The organism is Hyphomonas chukchiensis (assembly GCF_000682695.1).
GTDB classification, from domain to species: domain Bacteria; phylum Pseudomonadota; class Alphaproteobacteria; order Caulobacterales; family Hyphomonadaceae; genus Hyphomonas; species Hyphomonas chukchiensis.
On the sequence record NZ_AWFG01000001.1, the window covers coordinates 504,405 to 526,840 of the forward strand.

Annotated in this window: 21 protein-coding genes; 5 read left to right on the forward strand and 16 right to left on the reverse strand. The window is 62.4% G+C overall.

The window, feature by feature from the left end; genetic code table 11:
* Positions 1-5: 5 nt before the first annotated feature.
* The 7 genes from fsa to HY30_RS02485 form a co-directional block, all read right to left on the reverse strand.
* Positions 6-656 (reverse strand): fructose-6-phosphate aldolase, encoded by a 651-nt coding sequence (gene fsa / locus HY30_RS02455; RefSeq protein WP_034736482.1) that lies wholly within the window; start codon positions 654-656, stop codon positions 6-8.
* A gap of 33 nt (positions 657-689) precedes the next feature.
* On the reverse strand, positions 690-1,994 hold the full coding sequence (locus tag HY30_RS02460) for a UDP-glucose dehydrogenase family protein (protein ID WP_034736484.1): 1,305 nt from the start codon (positions 1,992-1,994) through the stop codon (positions 690-692).
* Positions 1,995-2,079: 85 nt separating this feature from the next.
* Positions 2,080-2,508, reverse strand: a complete 429-nt coding sequence (locus HY30_RS02465) for a hypothetical protein (RefSeq protein ID WP_034736487.1) — start codon at positions 2,506-2,508, stop codon at positions 2,080-2,082.
* Between the two features lie 5 nt (positions 2,509-2,513).
* Positions 2,514-4,028 carry a phosphomannomutase/phosphoglucomutase gene (locus tag HY30_RS02470; protein ID WP_034736869.1) on the reverse strand — a complete coding sequence of 505 codons (1,515 nt, stop codon included), beginning with the start codon at positions 4,026-4,028 and terminating at the stop codon, positions 2,514-2,516.
* Between the two features lie 108 nt (positions 4,029-4,136).
* Positions 4,137-4,850 carry a type 1 glutamine amidotransferase gene (locus HY30_RS02475; RefSeq protein WP_034736489.1) on the reverse strand — a complete coding sequence of 238 codons (714 nt, stop codon included), beginning with the start codon at positions 4,848-4,850 and terminating at the stop codon, positions 4,137-4,139.
* Positions 4,851-4,856: 6 nt separating this feature from the next.
* Complete coding sequence (locus HY30_RS02480; RefSeq protein ID WP_034736492.1) at positions 4,857-6,710, reverse strand: ABC transporter ATP-binding protein; 1,854 nt, start codon at positions 6,708-6,710, stop codon at positions 4,857-4,859.
* Positions 6,711-6,771: 61 nt separating this feature from the next.
* The gene (locus HY30_RS02485; RefSeq protein WP_241765620.1) at positions 6,772-8,529 is read right to left on the reverse strand and encodes a DUF885 domain-containing protein; all 1,758 of its coding nucleotides are present in this window, start codon (positions 8,527-8,529) and stop codon (positions 6,772-6,774) included.
* A gap of 92 nt (positions 8,530-8,621) precedes the next feature.
* Here HY30_RS02485 and sdhC point away from each other — a divergent pair, with 92 nt between their 5' ends.
* The 4 genes from sdhC to HY30_RS02505 are packed head-to-tail and all read left to right on the forward strand — an operon-like array spanning position 8,622 to position 12,034.
* Entirely contained in the window at positions 8,622-9,020 is a 399-nt protein-coding gene (gene sdhC / locus HY30_RS02490) for a succinate dehydrogenase, cytochrome b556 subunit (RefSeq protein ID WP_034736495.1), read from the forward strand.
* A gap of 14 nt (positions 9,021-9,034) precedes the next feature.
* Positions 9,035-9,430 (forward strand): succinate dehydrogenase, hydrophobic membrane anchor protein, encoded by a 396-nt coding sequence (sdhD, locus tag HY30_RS02495; RefSeq protein ID WP_051614677.1) that lies wholly within the window; start codon positions 9,035-9,037, stop codon positions 9,428-9,430.
* 23 nt (positions 9,431-9,453) lie between these two features.
* Positions 9,454-11,241, forward strand: a complete 1,788-nt coding sequence (gene sdhA / locus HY30_RS02500) for a succinate dehydrogenase flavoprotein subunit (RefSeq protein WP_034736877.1) — start codon at positions 9,454-9,456, stop codon at positions 11,239-11,241.
* Between the two features lie 10 nt (positions 11,242-11,251).
* Complete coding sequence (locus HY30_RS02505; protein WP_034736498.1) at positions 11,252-12,034, forward strand: succinate dehydrogenase iron-sulfur subunit; 783 nt, start codon at positions 11,252-11,254, stop codon at positions 12,032-12,034.
* A 21-nt stretch (positions 12,035-12,055) separates the two neighbouring features.
* On the opposite strand, the gene HY30_RS02510 is transcribed toward HY30_RS02505, so the two are convergent.
* The 4 genes from HY30_RS02510 to HY30_RS02525 all read right to left on the reverse strand — a co-directional run bounded on the left by HY30_RS02510 (position 12,056) and on the right by HY30_RS02525 (position 15,752).
* Positions 12,056-13,060, reverse strand: coding sequence for an alpha/beta fold hydrolase (locus HY30_RS02510; protein WP_051614679.1), 1,005 nt, complete (start codon positions 13,058-13,060; stop codon positions 12,056-12,058).
* A 66-nt stretch (positions 13,061-13,126) separates the two neighbouring features.
* Positions 13,127-13,879 (reverse strand): HesA/MoeB/ThiF family protein, encoded by a 753-nt coding sequence (locus HY30_RS02515; protein ID WP_034736501.1) that lies wholly within the window; start codon positions 13,877-13,879, stop codon positions 13,127-13,129.
* Positions 13,876-14,469 (reverse strand): nicotinate-nucleotide adenylyltransferase, encoded by a 594-nt coding sequence (locus HY30_RS02520; protein WP_034736503.1) that lies wholly within the window; start codon positions 14,467-14,469, stop codon positions 13,876-13,878. Before HY30_RS02520 ends, HY30_RS02515 begins: the two co-directional genes overlap by 4 nt.
* Positions 14,466-15,752, reverse strand: a complete 1,287-nt coding sequence (locus tag HY30_RS02525) for a glutamate-5-semialdehyde dehydrogenase (RefSeq protein WP_034736504.1) — start codon at positions 15,750-15,752, stop codon at positions 14,466-14,468. The genes HY30_RS02520 and HY30_RS02525 overlap by 4 nt, the downstream gene beginning before the upstream one ends.
* Before the next feature lie 192 nt (positions 15,753-15,944).
* Here HY30_RS02525 and HY30_RS02530 point away from each other — a divergent pair, with 192 nt between their 5' ends.
* Positions 15,945-17,513 carry a long-chain-fatty-acid--CoA ligase gene (locus HY30_RS02530; RefSeq protein ID WP_034736506.1) on the forward strand — a complete coding sequence of 523 codons (1,569 nt, stop codon included), beginning with the start codon at positions 15,945-15,947 and terminating at the stop codon, positions 17,511-17,513.
* 73 nt (positions 17,514-17,586) lie between these two features.
* On the opposite strand, the gene HY30_RS02535 is transcribed toward HY30_RS02530, so the two are convergent.
* From HY30_RS02535 to HY30_RS02555, 5 genes are all read right to left on the reverse strand, one after another.
* Complete coding sequence (locus HY30_RS02535; RefSeq protein WP_034736508.1) at positions 17,587-18,120, reverse strand: CarD family transcriptional regulator; 534 nt, start codon at positions 18,118-18,120, stop codon at positions 17,587-17,589.
* Positions 18,121-18,367: 247 nt separating this feature from the next.
* Positions 18,368-18,709: a ferredoxin FdxA gene (fdxA, locus tag HY30_RS02540; protein ID WP_034736510.1), complete on the reverse strand. Its 342-nt coding sequence runs from the start codon at positions 18,707-18,709 to the stop codon at positions 18,368-18,370.
* A 97-nt stretch (positions 18,710-18,806) separates the two neighbouring features.
* Positions 18,807-19,253 carry a tellurite resistance TerB family protein gene (locus tag HY30_RS02545; protein WP_034736512.1) on the reverse strand — a complete coding sequence of 149 codons (447 nt, stop codon included), beginning with the start codon at positions 19,251-19,253 and terminating at the stop codon, positions 18,807-18,809.
* Positions 19,250-19,537: an RNA-binding S4 domain-containing protein gene (locus HY30_RS02550; protein ID WP_034736514.1), complete on the reverse strand. Its 288-nt coding sequence runs from the start codon at positions 19,535-19,537 to the stop codon at positions 19,250-19,252. The genes HY30_RS02545 and HY30_RS02550 overlap by 4 nt, the downstream gene beginning before the upstream one ends.
* Positions 19,534-22,245, reverse strand: coding sequence for a helicase-related protein (locus tag HY30_RS02555; RefSeq protein ID WP_034736516.1), 2,712 nt, complete (start codon positions 22,243-22,245; stop codon positions 19,534-19,536). Before HY30_RS02555 ends, HY30_RS02550 begins: the two co-directional genes overlap by 4 nt.
* Between the last annotated feature and the right edge of the window lie 191 nt (positions 22,246-22,436).

Below are 22,436 nucleotides of genomic sequence, written 5' to 3' on the forward strand. Positions count from 1 at the left end.
ATGCATCAGACCTTGATGTCTGCCTTCTTCGCGTCGGCGAGGAAGGCCTCAAGGCCCTTGTCCGTCAGCGGGTGGTTGACGAGGCTCTTGATGACGCTTGGGGGCATGGTGGCCACATCTGCACCGGCAAGCGCAGAGAGCTTCACATGATTGGGGGTGCGGATCGAGGCGGCCAGGATTTCCGTATCGAACAGGTAGTTGTCATAGATCTGGCGGATGTCGGCGATCAGCTCCATGCCATCTAAATTGATGTCGTCGAGACGGCCGATAAAGGGCGAGATGAATGCGGCGCCAGCCTTGGCAGCCAGCAGGGCCTGGTTGGCCGAAAAGCAAAGCGTGACATTAACGGCCGTGCCTTCGTCAGACAGCGTGCGGCAGGCTTTCAGGCCGTCCCAGGTCAGCGGCAGTTTCACCGCCACGTTCTCTGCGATCTTGGCCAGCTTGCGGCCTTCGCGCACCATGCCCTCGGCATCGGTCGCGACGACTTCAGCGCTGACAGGGCCGGTGGTGAGACCGCAGATTTCCTGGATCACTTCAGCGAAGGGGCGCCCGGCCTTGGCGATCAGCGAAGGATTGGTGGTGACGCCATCAATCAGACCGGTCGCGGCCAGTTCGGCAATGTCCTTGGTATCAGCTGTATCGACGAAGAATTTCATGTCTGGGATCCGGTCTGGAAAGGAAAGCGGGAATTACGGGCGGCCGATTGACGTGTAGGCAAAGCCACGGGCCGCCATGTCTTCGGGAGAATAGATGTTGCGCAAGTCTACCACGATATTCGTGTTCAGCGCAGCTTTCACACGCTCAAAGTCGAGTGCGCGGAACTGGTCCCATTCGGTGATGATCACCATGGCGTCTGCGTTCTGGATCGCGTCATAGGGACTGGTGGCAAAATCGACGCCCTCGAGCAGGTGCGCCGCTTCCGTCATCGCTTCAGGATCATACGCGCGCACCTTCGCGCCTGCCGCCATCAGCGCCGGCAGGATGTCGAGGCTGGGCGCATCGCGCATGTCATCGGTGTTCTGCTTGAATGCGAGGCCGAGCACCCCGATCGTCTTGCCTTTCACATCCCCGCCCATGGCCGCGATGACCTTGTCAGCCATGGCCTTCTTGCGCGCCTTGTTCACTTCAACGACCGTATCGACGATACGGACGGGGGCACCGACATCATTGGCCGTCTTGCTGAGCGCAAGCGTGTCTTTCGGGAAGCAGCTGCCGCCATAGCCAGGGCCCGCATTCAGGAACTTGCGACCGATCCGGTTATCGAGACCGATACCGCGCGACACTTCCTGCACATTGGCGCCGACTTTCTCGCAGAGGTCTGCCATTTCGTTGATGAAAGTGATCTTCACGGCAAGGAAGGCGTTGGCCGCATACTTGATCAGTTCCGAGGTGCGCCGATCGGTAAACAGGATGGGCGTCTCGTTCAGGAAGAGGGGGCGATAGAGTTCACGCATCAGCTGGCGGGCGCGCTCATCCTCGGTGCCGACGACAACGCGGTCCGGAATCTTGAAGTCCTTGATCGCTGCGCCTTCGCGCAGGAATTCAGGGTTGGAGACGACGGCGAAGTCCCCATCGGGGCGGGCCTTGCGGATGATGTCCTCAACCTCGTCTCCCGTGCCAACCGGAACGGTCGATTTCGTCACGACAACCGTAAAGCCGTCCATCAGGCCGGCAATCTCTTCCGCCGCTGCATAGACATAGGAGAGGTCTGCATGTCCGTCGCCGCGCCGTGAAGGCGTCCCGACTGCAATAAAGACGGCGTCTGCATCCTTGATGGCCTCGGCCGCATCGGTCGTGAAGAACAGGCGCTCTTCCTCAACATTACTGGCGACGAGCGCGTCGAGACCCGGCTCGTAGATGGGCATGATGCCATTCTTCAGGCGCTCGATCTTCGAGGCATCCTTGTCGACGCAAGTCACGATGTGACCGAAATCTGCAAAACAAGCACCCGAAACCAGGCCCACATAGCCTGTACCGATCATCGCAACGCGCATGGAATCATCCTTTTCGAAAGCCCGCCCGGTTTGCGCAGGGGCGTGCGATTTTTGGGCCGTCAGGTCAAGAGCCTGTGCCCGTTCGTCAGCCTGTATAGGTTATCGAGGCAGACACTTTGCGAGCCGCCTCAAGGTCCGTGTCGGAATCGAAATACGCCGCCACCATCACCTGGCCGGCCTCGCCATGGACATAAGAGTAGAGCCCATTGACGATCACGCCATCCGCTCTTGTCTCTGCAAGGCGGTAGCTGAGGCGGCCGACGCCATCCTCGTGACTTTCGACCATGTCTGTTGCCTCCGGCGAGGCATTGCCCCGGTCACGCGCCAGACGTTGCTCGATCGTCATTCCGTCCTCGGCGCCATAGGCTGTCAGCCAGATCGTCAGGCCGGGTCTCCAGAAGCAGAGGCCCGCCTCTTCTTCACGGCGATTGAACTCACCCGGCAGGGTGATGGCCCAGCGTCCGGTCACCTGCTGGCGACCGGAAACGGCGGCATAGTTCGGATTGAGGCCCATGACCGTCAGATTTCCTGATTGTAGGCGCCGACTTCCGGATGTTTGCCGAGGCGCGGCTTGATTTCCTTGTGGAAGAGATCGCGCATGTCGTCCTCGCTGGACATGGATTCGACCACGACAACGAGTTCCGGCTTGTTGGAGGAAGCACGGATCAGCACCCAGCTGCCGTCTTCCAGCGTCACGCGGGCGCCGTTCACGGTGTTCACGTCGACAACCTTGCGGCCGAGGATTTCGGTGCCGTTCAGCGCCTCGTATTCGGCGACCATCTTGTCGACCACGTCATACTTCACTTCGTCTCCGCAATGCGGCGACATGGTGAGGGACGTGAAGGCCACGCCAAGTTCGTCGCGCAGGTCGGCCATGGTCTTGCCGGGGTTGCGGTCGAGCATTTCGAGGATCGCCTTGGCGGCCGTCAGGGCGCAGTCATAGCCAAGCCCGATGGGCGGACGGAAGAAGAAGTGGCCGGACTTCTCGAAGCCAGCAAGCGCGCCAAGTTCATTGGTGCGGCGCTTGATGTAGGAATGGCCGGTCTTGTAATAGTCGACCGTGGCGCCGTTTTCCTTGAGGATCGGGTCGGTCTTGTAGAGGCCGGTTGATTTCACATCGACGACAAAGGTCGCGTTCTTGTAGTTTTTCGACAGGTCGCGGGCCAGCATCAGGCCGATCTTGTCGGCGTAGATTTCCTCGCCCGTATTGTCGACAACACCGCAGCGGTCACCGTCGCCATCAAAGCCGAGCACGACGTCGGCGCCGAGGTCTTTCACGGCTTTTGACATTTCGTGCAGCATTTCGGCATCTTCGGGGTTCGGGTTGTACTTCGGAAACGTGTTGTCGAGATCACAGTCCATTTCGATGACTTCGGCGCCCATGGCGCGCAGGGCGTCCGGCGCGAAGGCGCCAGCCGTGCCGTTGCCACAGGCGGCGATCACCTTGATCGGGCGCGACAGTTTCACGCCATCGGCGACCGAGGCGATATATTTCTCGCGCATGCCGTCTACGCGGTGATGCCCGCCGCCAGCACGCGGGACGAAGTCGCCCGCCATGACGATCTCTTTCAGGCGGCCCATTTCGACAGGACCGAAGGTGAGCGGGCGGTCGGCGCCCATTTTCACGCCGGTCCAGCCATTCTCGTTATGGCTGGCGGTGACCATGGCGCAGCAGGCCGCGTCGAGCTCGAACTGGCTCCAGTAGACCATTGGCGAGAGCGCGAGGCCAACGTCGAGCACTTCGCAGCCGCCCTGGACGAGGCCAAGTATCAGCGCGTTCTTGATGGGCTGGCTGATCGAGCGGAAATCGTGGCCGGTGACGACTTTCGGCGTGACGCCCATTTCGTGGAACAGCGTCGCCATGCCGAGGCCGAGGGCCTGAACGCCCGTGAAGTTCAGTTCCGGAGCCTTCTCATGGCCGATGCCGTTGAACCACCAGCGCGCATCATACTCCCGGAAGCCTGTCGGCTTCACCATGGGCAGGATTTCGAATTCGAGCGTGTTGGCTTCGATATGGGCGAGGGGCTTCGGCATCATGGCGGGCAATCTCCGGGTTTCAGCATGTGTTCAACACAAGTCTGTTGCTGCTGGCAACCGGATGCAGGTTTCGCGCCACGGGCGATCGGTTAACCCTGCAATCCCCTAGCTCGCATGCGCCTTGAGAAAGCCGGTGATCCAGCTGCCCAGAACGTGATTGTCGTGCGGGGTCGCCAGAGAGCTGACGGCAGCCTCTGCCGCAGCGCCGAGGCGCTCCTTGCGTGCTGTATAGAGTGCTGCAGAATAGGTGTCGTCGAACTCCGGATGGCACTGGAAACTGAGCGCTGGCGCCTGCGCATAATGGAGGCCCGCATGGGGCGTAAAATCCGACCGTGCGATGACCTCCGCACCCGGCGGCAAGGTGACGACCTGATCCTGATGGCTTACCGCGATGGATACGCTTTTGGGACAATTTTTTGCGACAAGGCCGGGACACGCCTCGACGTCATATGTGTGGCGGCCGACGCCCCAGCCCTTGGGCGACTTGATGACCTTGCCGCCAAGGGCCTCGGCGATGGCCTGATGGCCGAAGCAGATGCCGACCTGCGGCACCTGCGCGTTGGCTGCGCCGCGAATGAACGCCATCAGCGGCGCCATCCAGGGCTCGTCATCATAGACGCCAGCGGGTGAACCGGTGATCAGGATGGCTTCGAGGCCTGCCGGGTCAGGCAGGCTTTCCCCCTTGATAACGGACACCGTCTCAAACGAAAATGACGGATCGGATGCACGGACAAGTGCACGAAACATGCAAGGATAATCCACGAATGATGCACGGATAGGCTCGGGAACCAGACCGGTTTCGATGATCGTGAGTTTCATGACGTTCTACTCCGCCTGCATTTCGACCACTTCAGGCTCGACAAGAAAGCCGCCTGACTGGCGTGCCCAGAGATCGGCATAGAGACCGCCCACCTGAACGAGCGCTTCATGCGTGCCCTCTTCCACGATGCGGCCCTGATCCAGCACGATCAGGCGGTCCATGGCGGCGATGGTCGACAGGCGGTGGGCAATCGCGATGACGGTCTTGCCCTCCATGAGGTCGAACAGCTTGTCCTGGATGACAGCCTCGACCTCGGAATCGAGGGCGGAGGTCGCCTCGTCGAGGATCAGGACGGGCGCGTCCTTCAGGAAGATGCGGGCAATGGCGATGCGCTGGCGCTGACCGCCCGACAGTTTCACGCCGCGCTCGCCGACATGGGCATCGAGGCCGACACGGCCCTTGGCGTCTTCGAGCGACGCGATGAAATCAAGGGCAGCCGCCTTGCCCGCGGCCGTGTTGATCTCGGCATCGCTGGCATCCGGCTGGCCATAGGCGATGTTCTCGCGGATCGAGCGGTGAAGGAGGGACGTGTCCTGCGTCACGACGCCGATCTGCGCGCGCAGGGAATCCTGCGTGACATGGGCGATGTCCTGACCGTCGAGCAGGATGCGGCCGCTTTCGGCGTCATAGAAGCGCAAGAGGAGATTGGTCAGCGTGGTCTTGCCGGCGCCCGAGCGCCCGACAAGGCCGATCTTTTCGCCGGGACGGATCGACAGCGACATGTTCTCGATGACACCTGCGCCCTTGCCATAGTGGAAGGTGACATTCTCGAACGCGATCGCGCCAGCGCCGCGCGGCAGGACCTGCGCATCCGGCGCATCGGCGACGATCACCGGCTTTTCCAGCATGGCCTTGCCATCATAGACGACGCCGACATTCTCGAAGAGACCGGCCACTTCCCACATGATCCATTGCGACATGGACTTGATGCGCAGGGCGAGGCCGATGGCGGCTGCCACGGCGCCCGCGCCGACAAGCTGGCCCTGCCAGAGCAGGATGCCGCCGCCAGCAATCAGGAAGACGAGCAGCGAATTGTTGAGATAGACGATGACGTTGAAGCCGGTGACATAGCGCATCTGCTTGTAAACGGTCTGCAGGAAGCCATCCATGCTTTCGCGGGCATAGTCTTCCTCGCGGCCCGCATGGGCGAACAGCTTCACCGTCTGGATGTTGGTATAGGAATCAACAATGCGCCCGGTCATGACGGAGCGTGCATCGGCCTGTTTCTCGGAAATCCTGCCAAGCCGGGGGATGAACCAGCGCAGGACAAAGCCATAGACCACGGCCCAGAGAATGAGCGGCAGTGTCAGGCGGGGATCGGCTGAGGCAACAAGCGTCAGCGCCGACAGGAAATAGACGATCACGAAGACAAAGACGTCGAGCACCTTCATCACCGTCTCGCGCACCGACAGGGATGTCTGCATGACCTTTGTGGCCACGCGGCCGGCAAACTCGTTGCCGAAGAAGTTCATCGACTGACCGAGCATCTGCCGGTGCATGCGCCAGCGGGCGCTCATCGGCACATTGCTCATCAGGCCCTGATAGACGATCAGGCCCTGCACCAGCGTCGCCAGCGGCAGGACAATGAGAACAACCCCGGCCATGAGGGCGAGCTTGCCGCCTTCGCGCGGGAAGAAGCCTTCGCGCTCGGAACTGGCCAGCCAGTCAACAATGCCGCCAAGGAAGCCGAACAACGTGACCTCGCCAATGGCGATGATGGCCGTGAACACCGACATCAGGATCAGCCACGGCACGGCATCGCGCACGTAATGCAGCATGAACGCCAGGAACCCCTTCGGAGGAACCTCCAAAGGGGCGTCGGGAAAAGGCTCTATACGGCGTTCAAAGAAGCGAAACATGGCTCGCCCATGTGGCCTCAAGGCCGCCGCAGTACAAGCTGTGCGGCTTTATTTTGTGGGCCTATTGTGCAGGCGCTGCAGGCTCGGCTTCCGGCAACTGGCTCGCGATCCAGGCTTTCACCTGCGCGTCGAGCACATCCAGCGGGACGGCGCCCTGCCCCAGCACGACATCATGGAAAGCCTTGATGTCGAACTGTTCGCCCAGCGCCGCTTCGGCCTCGGCCCGCAGGGCGCGGATTTTCAGCTCGCCGACTTTGTAGGCCACAGCCTGACCCGGCCAGCCGATATAGCGCGTGACTTCATTGTCGATATTGAGCTGGGCGAGGGCGGTGTTTTCCTTGAAGCAGGCCTCAGCCTGTTCGCGGGTCCAGTTGTACCAGTGCAGGCCCGTATCCGCGACGAGGCGGCAGGCACGCCACATTTCCATGGAGAGGCCGCCAAAGCGCTCATAAGGCGTCTCGTACATGCCCGCTTCGCCCGCGAGGTGTTCAGCGTAAAGCCCCCAGCCTTCGCCAAAGGCGGTGGCGTAATAGTCCTGCCGGAATTGCGGCTGGTCGGTCATTTCACGGCTGAGCGCAATTTGCAGATGGTGGCCCGGCACGGCTTCGTGCGCGGTCAGGGCAGGCAGTTCATAGAGAGGACGCTGTTCCAGTGCGTATGTATTGACCCAATAGATGCCATGGCGGCCTTCCTTTGGATCGCCCTCGACATAACGGCCCGATGTGTAGCCGGGCGCGATCGCCATTGGCACCGGCTCGACGTCATAGGGCAGTTCCGGCAGGCGACCGAAATAGTCCGGCAGCATGGCATCCATGCGGGCGGCCACGGCCTTTGCCTTGGCCATCAGGTCATCGGCCGAGGTGGCATAGAATTGCGGATCGGAGCGCAGGAAGGCAAGGAAGTCGGCAAAGCTGCCCTCAAAACCGATCTCGGCGATGATATCTTCCATTTCCGACCGGATGCGCGCGACTTCGCGCTCGCCCAGCTCATGAATCTCGACGGGCGTGTAGCCTGCGCCGGCCGTGTGGTGTTCCACAGCGGCGGCGTACACTTCCTGCCCGCCCGGAAGGCTGGCGAGGCCCGGCGAAGGGCGCGCCTGCGGGGCATATTCGGTCAGGATGAAGCGCAGCGTGTCCTTGTAGGCGGTGACCGCGTGGGAGACGGCCTCCAGCCCTTCGGCGCGCAGGCGCTCAGCGGTTTCGGCGTCCATGTCTTCGGGAAGCGCTTCAAACGGCTTGTAGAGATCGCTGTCGGCGGGATCGGTAACGATCTGCTCGCGGATCTGGTCCGTCATCGTGTTCAGCGGATCCTTGTGGGCGGTCCAGCCGGTAGCGATGCCGCGTCGCATGTTTTCGATGTTCTCCCCGAAATAGCGGGGCACATCATTGAGGCGCGCGATCCAAGCCTCGGCATCCTCGGCGGAGTCGAGCTTTGTCTGCATGGCGGTGAAGATGGGTTCGGCCTGAAAGCCCCAGTCGCCGGTGAACGGGATGCGGGCTGCGTCATATCTTGCGTCGTCGATATCGAGTTGCAGGAGACGGTTCAGAATCGCCTTGTCCACCGTGCGGGTGGTTTCAGCGGCAGCGATCTCTGCCTGAAGGGCAGACGCCCGCCTGGCCTGCGCGTCGACCGTTTCAGGGCGCACATCGCGCCATTGACGCGCAATCGTGCCGTCATCCTCGGCCGCCTGGTCCGGGTTGACGTCGCGGACATAGGCATCATAGGCGCTGACGAGCCCCTCCATCGGGTCTGGCGTGGGGTCAGCAGCCGCCAGAAGCGGCATGATCAGGAGGCCAAGACCCAGAATAAACGGTTTCAATTTGTCGCTCCCGCATGCCTTCACGTTGACAGGATCATAGAGGCGCCTAGAACGCGAAGCCAAGCGTTTCATTACAGGTGAGGTAAGCTTTCATGTCAGGCACCAAGCAGGCCGATTCCCGCCCCCTGTCGCCCCATCTGGGAATCTGGCGCTACCACGCCACCATGTTTGCCTCGATCACGCACCGGTTTACCGGCATGGCGATGTATTTCGGCACGTTCCTGATCGCCGCATGGCTGGTCGCCCTGGCCAGTGGCCCTGACGCCTTCGCCGTGTTCGAGCCGATCATCAGCTCGATCCCGGGCCAGGTCATCCTGTTCCTCTGGACGGTGGCTGTCCTGTTCCACCTCGCCAATGGCATCCGCTACCTGTTCTGGGACGGCCCGCATATCGGCTTCGACCCGAAGACCGCCAGCGCCGTTTCCGTTTTCAATTATGTTTTTGCCGTTCTTGCGTCGGTGGCCATCTGGGCCGTCGTGCTACTGGCATAAGGGGTCTTTAGAAGATGGCGAACAATCAGTTCATCACGCCTGCCAAGGCGGCACGCGGCCTCGGATCGGCCAAGTCCGGCACCAGCGACCATATCCGCCAGCGCGTTACCGCGATTGCGATGGTCTTTCTCGTGCCCTGGTTTCTCTACTCGGTCATTCACGCCTCGGGCGCGGGCTATGATGGCGCTGTCGAATGGGCCGGCAAGCCATGGAACGCGATCCTGCTGATCCTCACGGCCGGCGCGGCGTTCTATCACATGCGTATCGGTATGCAGATCGTCATCGAGGACTATATCGGTAAGACAGGCACCCGTTCGGCGCTGCTGATCCTGAACAGTTTCGCGTGTATCGCGCTGTTCGCGACCGTCGCCCTCTCGGTGCTCAAACTCTGGATTGGCGCGGACGCCTGATGGCGGCTGCGGGAGAAACCACGATGACTGACTACACATTCGTTGATCACACATATGACGTCGTTGTCGTTGGCGCCGGTGGCTCCGGCCTGCGCGCCGCGCTGGGTGCAGCCCAGGCCGGCCTGCGCACGGCCTGCATCACCAAAGTGTTCCCGACGCGCTCGCACACGGTTGCTGCACAGGGCGGCATTGCTGCCTCGCTCGGCAATATGGGTGAGGATAACTGGCGCTGGCACATGTACGACACCGTCAAGGGCTCCGACTGGCTCGGCGATCAGGACGCGATCGAATACCTGACGCGCAACGCGCCTGCTGCCGTTTACGAACTTGAGCACTGGGGCATGCCCTTCTCGCGGACCGACGAAGGCAAGATCTACCAGCGCGCCTTTGGCGGCATGACACGCGACTTCGGCCAGGGCCCTGTCCAGCGCACGTGCGCCGCGGCTGACCGGACCGGCCACGCCATGCTGCACACGCTGTACGGCCAGTGCGTGAAAGAAGAGACAGAGTTCTTCATCGAATATTTCGCGCTCGACCTGATCATGGATGACGAAGGCGTTTGCCGCGGTGTGACAGCCTGGAAACTCGATGACGGCACGCTGCACCGCTTCCGCGCGCAGAAGACCATCCTGGCAACCGGCGGCTATGGCCGCGCCTTCTTCTCGTGCACATCGGCCCACACCTGCACAGGCGACGGCAATGCCATGGTGCTGCGCGCCGGCCTGCCGCTGCAGGACATGGAATTCGTGCAATTCCACCCAACCGGCATTTACGGTTCGGGCTGCCTGATTACCGAAGGCTCACGCGGCGAAGGCGGTTACCTGACCAACTCCGAAGGTGAGCGCTTCATGGAGCGCTATGCGCCCTCAGCGAAGGATCTTGCGTCGCGCGATGTTGTCTCCCGCGCGATGACGATGGAAATTCGCGAAGGCCGCGGCGTTGGCCCGGAAAAGGACCATATCCACCTTCACCTCGAACACCTTGGCGCCGCCGTTCTGGCCGAGCGTCTGCCGGGCATTTCGGAAACCGCGAAAATCTTCGCCGGTGTCGACGTGACCAAGGAGCCGATCCCGGTCCTGCCGACGGTTCACTACAATATGGGCGGCATCCCGACCAATTATCACGGCGAAGTGCTGACCAAGAAAAACGGCGACCCGGATTCGGTTGTGCCGGGCCTCATGGCCGTTGGCGAAGCGGCCTGCGTGTCGGTGCACGGCGCCAACCGCCTCGGCTCCAACTCGCTGATCGACCTTGTCGTCTTCGGCCGCGCCGCTGGCCTGCGCTGCGGCGAAACGACAGAAGCCGGCGCGACGCAGCCGGAACTGCCCAAGGGCGCCACCGACAGCCACCTCGCCCGCTTTGACAGGATGCGGAACGCAAGCGGCGACCAGCCGGTCGCCAAGCTGCGCCTCGAGATGCAGAAGGCGATGCAGAATGACTGCGCCGTGTTCCGCACCGGCGACGTGTTGCGCAGCGGCGTCGAAGCCATTGATGGCGTCTACAAGAAACTGCCGGGCATCGACGTTAAAGATCGCGGCATGGTCTGGAACACGGACCTGATCGAAGCGCTCGAGTTCGACAACCTGATCGCCCAGGCGTCCGTCACCGTGAACTCAGCCGCCAACCGCGAGGAAAGCCGCGGCGCCCATGCGCGCGAAGACTTCGCTGACCGCAACGACGAAAAGTGGATGAAGCACACACTTGCCTGGGTCGATGACGCCGGCAAGGTGACGATCGATTATCGCGGTGTGCACGACTACACGATGTCGAACGAGATCGCGTATATCGAGCCGAAAGCACGGGTTTACTAGGGGTTTTAAGATGGTTGAACTGACGCTTCCGAAGAACTCCAAAGTCGGCAAGGGCAAGACCTGGCCGAAGCCGCAGGGCGCAACAAACCTGCGCCAGTTCAAGATCTATCGCTACAGCCCTGAGGAAGCCGGCAATCCACGCTGGGACCTCTATTGGGTCGACATGGACAAGGCCGGGACGATGATCCTGGACGTCCTGCTCTACATCAAAAACAATATCGACCCGACGCTGGCCTTCCGTCGGTCCTGCCGCGAAGGCGTGTGCGGCTCGTGTGCCATGAACATTGCGGGCAACAACACGATTGCCTGTACCAAGGGCTTTGACGAACTGCCCGGCGGCGTGATCTCGATCTCTCCCCTGCCCCACCTTCCTGTGGTCAAGGACCTGATCCCCGACCTGACCAATTTCTACGCCCAGCACGCCTATGTGCAGCCCTTCCTGAAGACCGTCACACCGGCGCCCGAAAAGGAATGGAAGCAGTCAGAGACCGACCGCGAAGAGCTGAACGGCCTCTATGAGTGCATCCTCTGCGCCTGCTGCTCGACGTCCTGCCCGTCCTACTGGTGGAATGGCGACAAGTATCTTGGCCCTGCTGCCCTGCTGCAGGCCTATCGCTGGCTGATCGACAGCCGCGACGAAGCCACGGGCGAGCGCCTTGATGACCTTGAAGATCCGTTCAAGCTTTATCGCTGCCACACGATCATGAACTGCGCGCAGGTCTGCCCGAAGGGGCTGAACCCGGCGAAAGCCATCGCGAAGATCAAGCACATGATGGTCGAACGCGTTTCCTGATCTGGCGTGACGGCCGTGCCGTTATTCCGCAGGCAGCGGCTCTGGCAGCGCTTCATCTGACACGGTATAAACCTGCGTCGACAGGAAATTCCTGAGGTCGGCCACCGACTGGGATGCAGCTTCTTCCTGTGGCAAATGCCCGACATCGGGATAAAGCTTCAGCTCTGATCCGGCGACGGCCGCATGGAACTTCTCGGCATGGGCGGACGGCACGAGATTATCTTTCTCGCCCTGCATTATGAGCGTCGGCACATTGATGTCCGCCAGCTTTTCAACGCTCGCATCGGAGCGATCGTCGCGGCCTGTCATGAGGTTCAGGATCGCTTCGCGGTGGCAGGGGGCGCGGCTGAGCGCGCTATAACGTTCGACCATCGTGTCCGTGACCAGAGCCGGATCAGCAAAGCTGTCTTCAAGGCCGCTGCGGATCAGCCCGGTCATGTCGATATCCTTCATCACACGGCGCGCCAGTGGATTGGCAAGCAGCTTGAAGACGAGCGGAGAGGATTCGGCTTCGTCGCCGGTTTTCGGCCAGCCGGAGGCATCCACCAGCACAAGGCCATCAAGGCGCTCCGGATGCGCCAGGGCGTAGGACCAGGCGGTATGGCCGCCCATGGAATTGCCGACCAGGGTGAAGTGCTCAATACCCAGATTGTGCGTAACCTGATCGATGGCATCCACGAATTGGGGGATGCCCGTCTCAGATACATCGAGGCAGCGTGACAGACCATGCCCCGGCAGGTCTATTGTCAGAACACGGTAATCCTTGCGCAGGTCCTTGACCCACGGCTCCCATGTATGCAGCGAAGCGGAAAAGCCGTGCACCAGAACAAGCACCGGCGCATCACGCGGACCAACATCGCGGTAGTGGATGCGGCTGTCCTCGCCCATCGGCATGAAGCGGCTGGCATTGCTGGCATACATGGATTCCAGGCGGTCATAGCCGATGTCGTCCCGCTTCATGACAAACCATCCCGCGCCCAGAATGATGGCAAGTGTTACGACAATCGCAATCAGCCCTCGAAACATATTGTGCGTCCTTTCCGGATTCTGTTTTCCCTCTGGCAAGCACTAAGGGAGAGTGCGGCCCGACTGTCAATCGGCGTGTATACTGCCGCACGTACTACAGCTCGCGTCCGCTTTCAGTTTAACTGTTCGCTGCACTCCGGCCAGCCCGTCCATAAGCAGGATGCGCCCGATCAAGGGCGCCCCCGCGCCGGTTATCAGCTTGACGGTTTCCAGCGCCATCGCCGCGCCGACCATGCCCGTCATGGCGCCGACTACTCCTACTTCATCGCACGCCTCCGCGTCAGGCGGCGTCTCCGGCACCCAGCAGCGATAGCAGGGCGCGCCGGGCTTCAGGCCGGACGTAAAGACGCTGACCTGCCCGGACCAGCCCGCCGCTGCGCCGTGCACGAGCGCGCGCCGCGAGGCGTGGGCAGCTGCGTTCAGCGCATAGCGCGTCGGGAAATTGTCGGACGCATCGATCAGGATATCACCGGCGAGAGGATGGCTTTCGCTCCAGCGGTGGCGATGCCAGGAGACCTGCGTATCCGGGTGAGCCGCTTGCAGCTTGCTCGCGAGGGTTTCGGCCTTGGGCTGACCAACATCACCTTCCCCGAACTGGACCTGTCTCTGGAGGTTTGAGCGGTCGACGACATCATCGTCCCAAATCTCGAGCCTTCCCACACCTGCTGCGGCGAGATAGAGCGCGCACGGGCCGCCGAGCGCCCCTGCCCCGACCATGGACAGTGCCGCGCCGCGCAGTTTCTGCACGCCAGGTCCGCCAATTTCCTTGAGCAGGATATGTCGCTTATGGCGCTCGATATCCACGGTCGCGCCACTCATGACCTTGCGGCCCGCAGAGCGGTGGAAGAGGCCGGATCGAGCGGGGCGGTCAAATAGGTCCAAGCGGGCGGCGGGGCCATGGGAAGTGTGCGCGCGGCCGAGGCCGGGATGCGGCTGCTGGCAAACCGCCGGGCAAAAGGCGCGTTCCGTGCAGCCGTGCCGACGCCGGGGCGCGCGACAATGGCAATCGGCAGCGTGTTCGCAATGCCCTGCCAGTCCTGCCAGAGGTGGAAGCCGGCCATGTTGTCCGCCCCCATGAGCCAGACGAAATGCGCCCGGGGTGCCCGGTTCACGATGGCGGCCAGCGTGTCGGACGTATAGGTCAGGCCGAGCTGGGCCTCGATGTCGGTGACGATCATGCGCGGGTTGCGGGCAAGGGCCCGGGCCGAGGCAAGGCGCGCGTCGAAGTCGCCATGGGACGCCTTCAGCGGATTGCCGCGCGCAACGATCCACCAGACCCAGTCCAGGCCGAGGCGCCGCATCGCGGTTTCGGCAACATGCACATGGCCGGAATGGGCCGGGTTGAAGCTTCCGCCAAACAGGCCAATGCGCAGGCCGTCAACCGGTCCCGGAAGCTTCAGGAGATTCAAGGACGGGTCTGCCCTGTGCCCCTCACGACATATTTGTAGATCGTGAGTTGCTCGGCGCCCACAGGGCCCCGCGCATGGATGCGGCCAGTGGCGATGCCGATCTCTGCACCGAAACCGAATTCGCCGCCATCGGCGAACTGGGTCGAGGCATTGTGCAGGACGATGGCGCTGTCGACCGTCGCGAGGAAGCGGTCAGCGACGGCCTGATCCTCGGTGATGATCGCATCGGTGTGGCCGGACGACCAGCGCTCGATATGGGCGAGGGCGCCATCAATGCCGTCGACGACCGACACGGCGAGGATAGGCGCGAGATATTCGGTGGCCCAGTCTTCTTCGGTCGCCGTCTTCATGCTTGGCACAATGGCGCGGGCCTTGGCGTCGCCGCGCAGTTCGCAGCCGGCCTCGGTCAGCGCAGTGGCGATCTTCGGCAGCAGCGTATCGGCAACCTTGGCATCAACCAGCAGCGTCTCCAGCGAGCCGCAGACGCCAGTGCGGCGCAGCTTGGCGTTGACGACGATATCGACAGCCTTCTGCGGGTCTGCGGCCGCGTCGACATAGGTGTGGCAGAGGCCTTCGAGGTGGCCGATGACAGGCACACGGGCGTCCATCTGGACGCGTTCGACAAGGCTGCGTCCGCCGCGCGGCACGATCACATCGATCTGGCCGTCGAGGCCGGAGAGCATGTGGCCGACGGCTTCACGGTCTGTCGTGCCGACGAGCTGGATCGCATCCTGGGGCAGGCCTTCCTTCTTCAGCGCGGCGCGCATCGCATCGACCAGCGCATGCGACGAGCCCGTGCTTTCCGAACCGCAGCGCAGGATGGCCGCATTGCCGGACCGCAGGCAGAGCGTCCCCGCATCGGCGGTCACATTCGGGCGGCTTTCATAGATGATGCCGATGACGCCGAGCGGCACGGCGACGCGCGCAAAGTCCAGCCCGTTGGGCTGCTGCCAGCGCGCGAGTTCGCGGCCGATGGGATCAGGTAGCGCAGCAATTGCTTCCACGCCGGAAACGATGCCGTCGACGCGCTTCTCATCCAGGGCGAGGCGGTCAAGCATGGCAGCATCGAGACCCTTTTTGCGGGCCGCTTCCATGTCTTTCACATTGGCTTCAAGGATCGTCGGTGCGGCGGCGCGGATCGCTTCCGCTATGGCCTTCAGGCCACGTGTGCGGTCATCAGCGCTGAGACGGCCTAGCGCACGCGATGCGCTACGGGCACGCGTGCCCATGTCCATCATGGTTTCAGTCAGGGCGGAGTCGGGAACAGGGGATTGAACAGTCATGGCCCTTAGGTGGCGTAAACACAGGCAAACGGCAAGCCCCGGAGCCGCTATACAATCAGTTCAGGCTGGGTGCAGCGACAGCCAAATCGCCCATGCAGAAGGCATTCCGGGCGATAGTTCGCGTTTGCCAGCTGACTCTGACGCTGAAAGCCTTAAGCTCATTCCGAAACGTAGAAAATACCGGAGGACACCATGATCGACGTAGAGGCGATGCCATTCATTGCAGACATCCCGCGCGTGCAGGCGACACGCGTGCCAGACAATATCGCCTACTGGTTTGAGAATGCGTCAACGACCTTCGCCGAACTGGAAACGCGGACCAATCAGGTGGCCAACGGCCTGATCAGTCTCGGCGTGGAGCCGGGAGACAGGGTCGCCTACCTGGCAAAGAACACGGACGTCTATTACGAGATGCTCTTCGGCTGCGCCAAGGCGCGGGCCGTGATGACCGGCGTCAACACGCGGCTGGCCGCCCCTGAAATCCAGTTCATCCTGTCTGACGCAGCCGCAAAGGTCCTGTTCGTCGGCAAGGATTTCTACGCGATCATCGACCAGATCCGCGACCAGTTGCCGGACCTTCAGCGCATCATCACCATTGATGGCGACCGTGAAGACTGGGACTATTATACGAGCTGGCGGAATTCAAAGCCGAATACAGCGCCGGACCGCACGCCGCTTGCCGATGATGACGTGATCCAGCTCTACACGTCCGGCACGACCGGGCGCCCGAAAGGCGTGCAGCTGACCAATGAGAATTATCGGGTCCTGCTGGAACAGGCCCAGACGTTGGACTGGGCAGCCTATGGCGCCGGTGAGGCCGTGATGAACGCCATGCCGCTGTTCCATGTGGCGGGCGTCAATGTCGGGATACTGACGGCCGCCCAGGGCGCGAAGGCTGTGGTCCTGCGTGATATCGACCCGACCGTGATCCTGAAGCTCGTTGAGGAACACAGGATCGCCTACGCCTTCTGGGTGCCTGCGGTTATCCTCATGCTGACCCAACATCCCGAGATCGGGAAGACCGACTTTTCGTCAATGAAGGTCGTCTCCTATGGCGCCTCGCCGATTGCCGAGAGTCTCCTTTTGGAAGCCAAGGAAATCATGGGTGTGAAGTTTACCCAGCTCTATGGCCTGACGGAGACTGTGGGCGCAGGCACCTACCTGCCGCCAGAAGCGCACGACCCGGCCTGGGGCAAGCTGCGCAGCTGCGGCGTGCCATGGCCGGGCGCTGTCGTGCGCTGCGTGGACGGTGACGGAAATCCCGTGCCAACCGGCGAGGTGGGCGAGATCGTGATCAAGGCACGCTTCGTCATGAAGGGCTACTGGAACCGGGCCGATGCCACGGAAGACGCGATCCGCAACGGCTTCTTCCATACGGGCGACGCCGGCTATTTCGATGAGGACGGATTCCTCTACATCCATGACCGCGTGAAGGACATGATCGTTTCTGGCGGCGAGAACGTCTATCCGGCCGAAGTGGAGAATGCGATCTTCGGGCATCCGGGCGTGGCTGACGTGGCCGTGATCGGTGTGCCGGACGAGAAATGGGGCGAGAGCGTCAAGGCGATCATCGTGCCCAAGCCCGGCGAGACGCCGACAGCCGAAGACATCATCGCCTGGGCCAAGGAACGCATTGCCAGCTACAAGTGCCCGAAGACGGTCGACATCGCGACGGAACTGCCACGCAACCCATCCGGCAAGATCCTGCGCAAGGACTTGCGCGAACCCTATTGGGCCGGGCGCGACCGCCGTATCGGCTAGGCCCCGCCACCGGGCAAAGAAAAACCCCGCACCGGATGGCGCGGGGTTTTTTTATTGTTTGAGGCCGGAAAGATCAGGCGGCTGCAGCCACTTTTTTCTTGGCGGCGAGGCCCTTGGCCAGTTTTTCCATGGCGGTGGCCTTGTCGATGCTTTCGACGGCAGCCAGTTCGCGTGCCATCCGGTCCAGCGCGCTTTCGTACAGCTGGCGCTCGGAATAGGACTGCTCGGGCTGGTCGTCACCACGGTGAAGGTCGCGCACGACTTCCGCGATCGAGATCAGGTCGCCGGAATTGATCTTGGCTTCGTATTCCTGGGCCCGGCGCGACCACATGGTGCGCTTGACGCGGGCACGGCCGCCAAGGGTTTTCATGGCGTCATCAACCAGTTTGGAGCCGGCCAGGGCGCGCATGCCGGAGGCTTCGGCGCGATTGGTCGGGACGCGCAGGATCATCTTGTCCTGATCGAAGGCGACGACGTAAACTTCAAGTTCCATGCCGGCGACGGTTTGTTTTTCGACGCTGGTAATCTTTCCTACACCATGCGCAGGATATACGACGCTCTGACCCACTCCGAATGCAAGTGATGCGGTGTCTGCTTTTTTAGCCATGAAGTATCGCCCTTTTCTACGCATTCAGAGCCAAACAGGCTTTACCCAGTCCGTTATCTACGGTCTGAGATTAGACTTTTCAGCTCTGGTTCAATTATTGCTCAAGTCGTAAGACTATCACAATCGTGCAAGTTTTACAACAGGGTACGGCATAGTGCCCGGGCAGGTCCGGCCAATAAAATCAAGAACTTCGTTAACCTTTGGGCCTGTCTGCAGTCATTGCAGCAGCGCGGGCGGCAGGACGGGTTCAGTCACCCTCGCCCGGTGCGGGGTTGAAATATTTTTCCAGCTTACCGGTTTCCTGCGCAAATTTTTCGCGATCTGCTGGCGGCTCTTTCATGCGGGTGATGTTGGGCCAGGTCTTGGCAAAGTCGCTGTTGAGCTTCAGCCACTTGCCGTCGGGATCGTCTTCGGTGTCGGGCTTGATCGCCTCAACGGGGCATTCCGGCTCGCACACGCCGCAATCGATGCACTCGTCCGGGTGAATGACGAGCATGTTTTCGCCTTCGTAGAAACAGTCCACCGGGCAGACTTCCACACAATCCATGTATTTGCAGCGGATGCAGGCATCGACGACGATATAGGTCATGAGCGGGAGGGCCTCTTGAACAGGTGTGCAGCGGGCGAAATGGCCTCAGCACGGCCATGTGTCAATGAGACAAGCTGGACTGAGTGTTTAGCGCGGGTCAGGCTGCGCCATCCGTGCGCGCTTCTGCACGTTGGCGGGCGCCGGCGCGGGAGACGTCGTCGACATAGAGGAGCGAGGCGACCTGGCGGATATAGGCCTCTTCGATGGGGCTTTTCTCGCCGTCCGACAGCGCAACGCGGTAAAGCCCCTCGACGATGGAGATGCGCTCGGCCATGGGGAGCTTCTTCACGTGGCGGGTAAACTGATAAGAATCAACGGCTTCCTCGGCCAGAGCCTCGCCTTCAGCGAGCACGGCATCGGCCTTGTCGGCGTCGAAACCGAAGGCTTCGAGCAGGATTTCGGCGATCATGTCGCTCTCGATATTGACGTAGACACCGTCAATCAGGGCGGCTTCGACCATGAGGGCGGCGGCGGCGACCTGGGGATCCATGGCCTTGAGGGCCGGTGTCTTGGGAGCGAACATTTGCCTTAGAGCCTTGATCATAAATCATTTTCCACAAGTTGGTAGAGCGCCTGCGCTTCTTCGGCCGGACCGCGTCTTTCGCCGAGGGCCAGGATTTCGATGGTTTTTATATGCTCCCCCCGGCCGAAGGTGACAACATCACCGACTGAGATGGCAAGGCCCGGCTTGTCGGACCGGCGTGTCTGACCCCCGCGGGAGATGCGGATGCCTTTGCGCTTCACATGATCCGTGGCGAGCCCACGGGTCTTGAAGAAGCGCGCGCGCCAGAGCCAGATATCGAGTCTGACACTGGCCGTATCGTTCACTGGAATGGCGTGTAGGCAAAAGCGGGAGACGCGGGCGGCTTTGCGCCCTTCGGCTTGCGTTTCCGCTTGGCCTTGTCCCGCGCAGGCGGGGTGGGCGGCAGGAGCGCAGCGAGGGCCGCAAAGGGACTGTCAGGGTCCATCTTGCGTTCAGGAGGGGCACTTCGCGGACCGTTCCGGGGACTTGACGGACCATTCCGTGACCGCTCATTGCCCTTTGGCCGTCCGCCGGGCGCCCCCTGGCGGCCCTGAGGGCGTTCACCGCGGGGTTTCGGGGCGGGTCGATCATCCGGACGGGCGCGAGCGGCATAGCGCCAGAGGAGGACCGCGTCGGTCTCCTTGTCCTTTTCGGCGGGCGCGAGGCCGAAGCCCTTCAGCACGGCGGGCCAGTCATCGGAGGGGCAGGAAACGACGGAAGCAAGGTCGATCGGGATGGCGAAGGCGTTCTTGTCGGCCTCCTTGCGGCGCTTGGCGATCTCCCAGCCGAGGCGTTCGGCGAGGTCTGCCCGGACGGCGCGGCGGCCGAAGCGGAGATAGCCATTGGCGGCAAGCGCCTCTTCCGGCCATGTGCCGTCGAGCGGGAAAGAGCCAGCACCTTCAGGCGCGAGCGGGAAAGGCGAGCCGGCCTGAACGGCGCGCAGGATGGCGATAAGGCGCTGGGCGGCCGGCTTTTGCGCATCCGGCGCATGGGCGGCAACACGGCCGGCGCGCAGGCCGAGGGCCTTGAGGGCTTCGCGCTGTTCCGGCGTGAGGCGGGCAGACGGATCGTCCTGGCGCAGGTCCACCGCCGCGCCGCTTTCAAGGATGCGGAAGGCGAGGCCGCGCGCGAGGCCTTCGAGCGCGTCGCCAGCCTTCTCGTGGCGCAGCTTCCAGTGCGTCGGCAGGACGCGGGACATTTCATGCTTCAGCCAGTCGGAGGCGCGCATCAGGGCAGCAGCCCGCTCGCCGGGCTCGACTTCGGAGGCGCCGATCAGTTCGACGCCGGGGCTCATCCAGTCGCCGCCTTTCGTCAGGCGCGCGATGGGGTGACCGCCGAACTCGATATTGCCGTCATCGTTGAGGCTGAAAGCGCCGACGGGCGCGCCGGCAATCTGGCCGAGGCGTTCGACCAGCATCGGGCGGATGGCCGCGAGGGCCGCGCCGCGAACGGCCTTGCCTTCCAGCGTGCGGGCATCGAGCACGGGCTCGAATGTCAGGCCCTTGAGGCGGCCGACGAGGTGGCCTTCTACGGTCACGTCGCCATCCGGCGTCAGGTCAGTCACGAGGGCATCTTCCTTCCTAAGGCTGGCCAAGAGGGCCGTCGTTCGTCGATCCACAAACCGTGCGGTCAGGGCCGTGTGTAGCGCATCTGACAGGGTGTCTTCAATCTCGCGCGTTCTATCCTGCCATCTGGCCGGGTTTTCCAGCCAGTCAGGCCGGTGCGCCGCATAGGTCCATGTGCGGATATTGGCAAGCTGTTGCTGCAATTTTGCGATGCCGCCCGACGTGCCGCTGAGATCATCGAGGCGGCGCTCAAGGCCCGCATCGGATAGGCGCGCATCAGGATCGGCCAGCGTTTCGGCGAGGCCGAGCACGAGACGGGCATGGCCTTCGGGGCCGGCCTTGCGAAAGTCCGGCAGGCGGGCGAGATCCCACAGGCGGCGCACACGGGCCTGGCCGGTGACGTTCGGCCCGATGGCGCCATCCTCGGCCATGCGGCGCAGCACCCATTCATCCAGCGCGTGCGGATTGTGGATCAGCACCGGATTGCCGGACGGGCGCTCAAGGCTGCGGATAAGCGTTTTCAGCGAGGCATAGTCGAGCGCGGAATTGCGCCACTGGATATGGTCGACCGGATCGAAGCGGTGCTGCTCGATGCGCTTCCATGTCTCTTCCTCGAAGGGCGGGCAGTCGCCTGTCTCGCCGAATTCGCCATCGGTGCGGAAGCGTCCTGCCCGGCCCGCGATCTGGCCGCATTCGGCAGCGGTGAGCGGGCGATGGCGGCGGCCGTCAAACTTGGTGCGCGAGGCAAAGACGACGCGGTCGACATCGAGGTTCAGCCCCATGCCGATGGCATCGGTGGCGACGATGTAATCGACCTCGCCGGACTGGTACATGGCGACCTGCGCATTGCGCGTGCGCGGGCTGAGCGCGCCCATGACGACGGCGGCGCCACCCTTCTGCCGACGGAGCAATTCGGCAATGGCGTAAACCTCCTCGGCGCTGAAGGCGACAATGGCCGTGCGCTTGGGCAGTTTGGTGATCTTGGTCTTGCCTGTGTAGGTGAGTTCCGAGAAACGCTCGCGCGCCTCGGACTCAACGCCGAGGTTCAGCTTGCGCAGCAGGCCGCGCATCGTGTCTGCGCCGAGTAGCAGGGTTTCCGAGGCGCCGCGCATGTGGAGGATGCGGTCGGTGAAGACATGGCCGCGGTCTTCGTCCTCGGCGAGCTGGATTTCGTCGATGGCGACAAAGTCTGCGCGCGTGTCGGTGGGCATGGATTCGACGGTGCAGATGAAATAGCGCGCGTTCGGCGGGACGATGCGCTCTTCGCCGGTGATGAGGGCGACATGGGCCGCGCCCTTGCGCTCGACAACGCGGTCATAGACCTCGCGCGCGAGCAGGCGCAGCGGCAGGCCGATCATGCCCGTGCCGTGGCCCAGCATGCGCTCGATGGCGTAATGCGTCTTGCCGGTGTTTGTGGGGCCGAGAATGGCCTTGAGGGAGGAACTCATGGCGCGAGGTGGTGCGGGGGATGCGGGGAGGAGTCAAGCGGGAGAGGCGGCGGCCTATGCCATGAATAATGCCGAGCACAAGGAAGCTGAGCTGAAGACCCGTCCTTAATCGATACTTTTGATTATCGCCCGCGGCTCTTTGATGATTTCAACCAATGGCATGCTATTGCCACTCGTCTTGATTGAAGCTT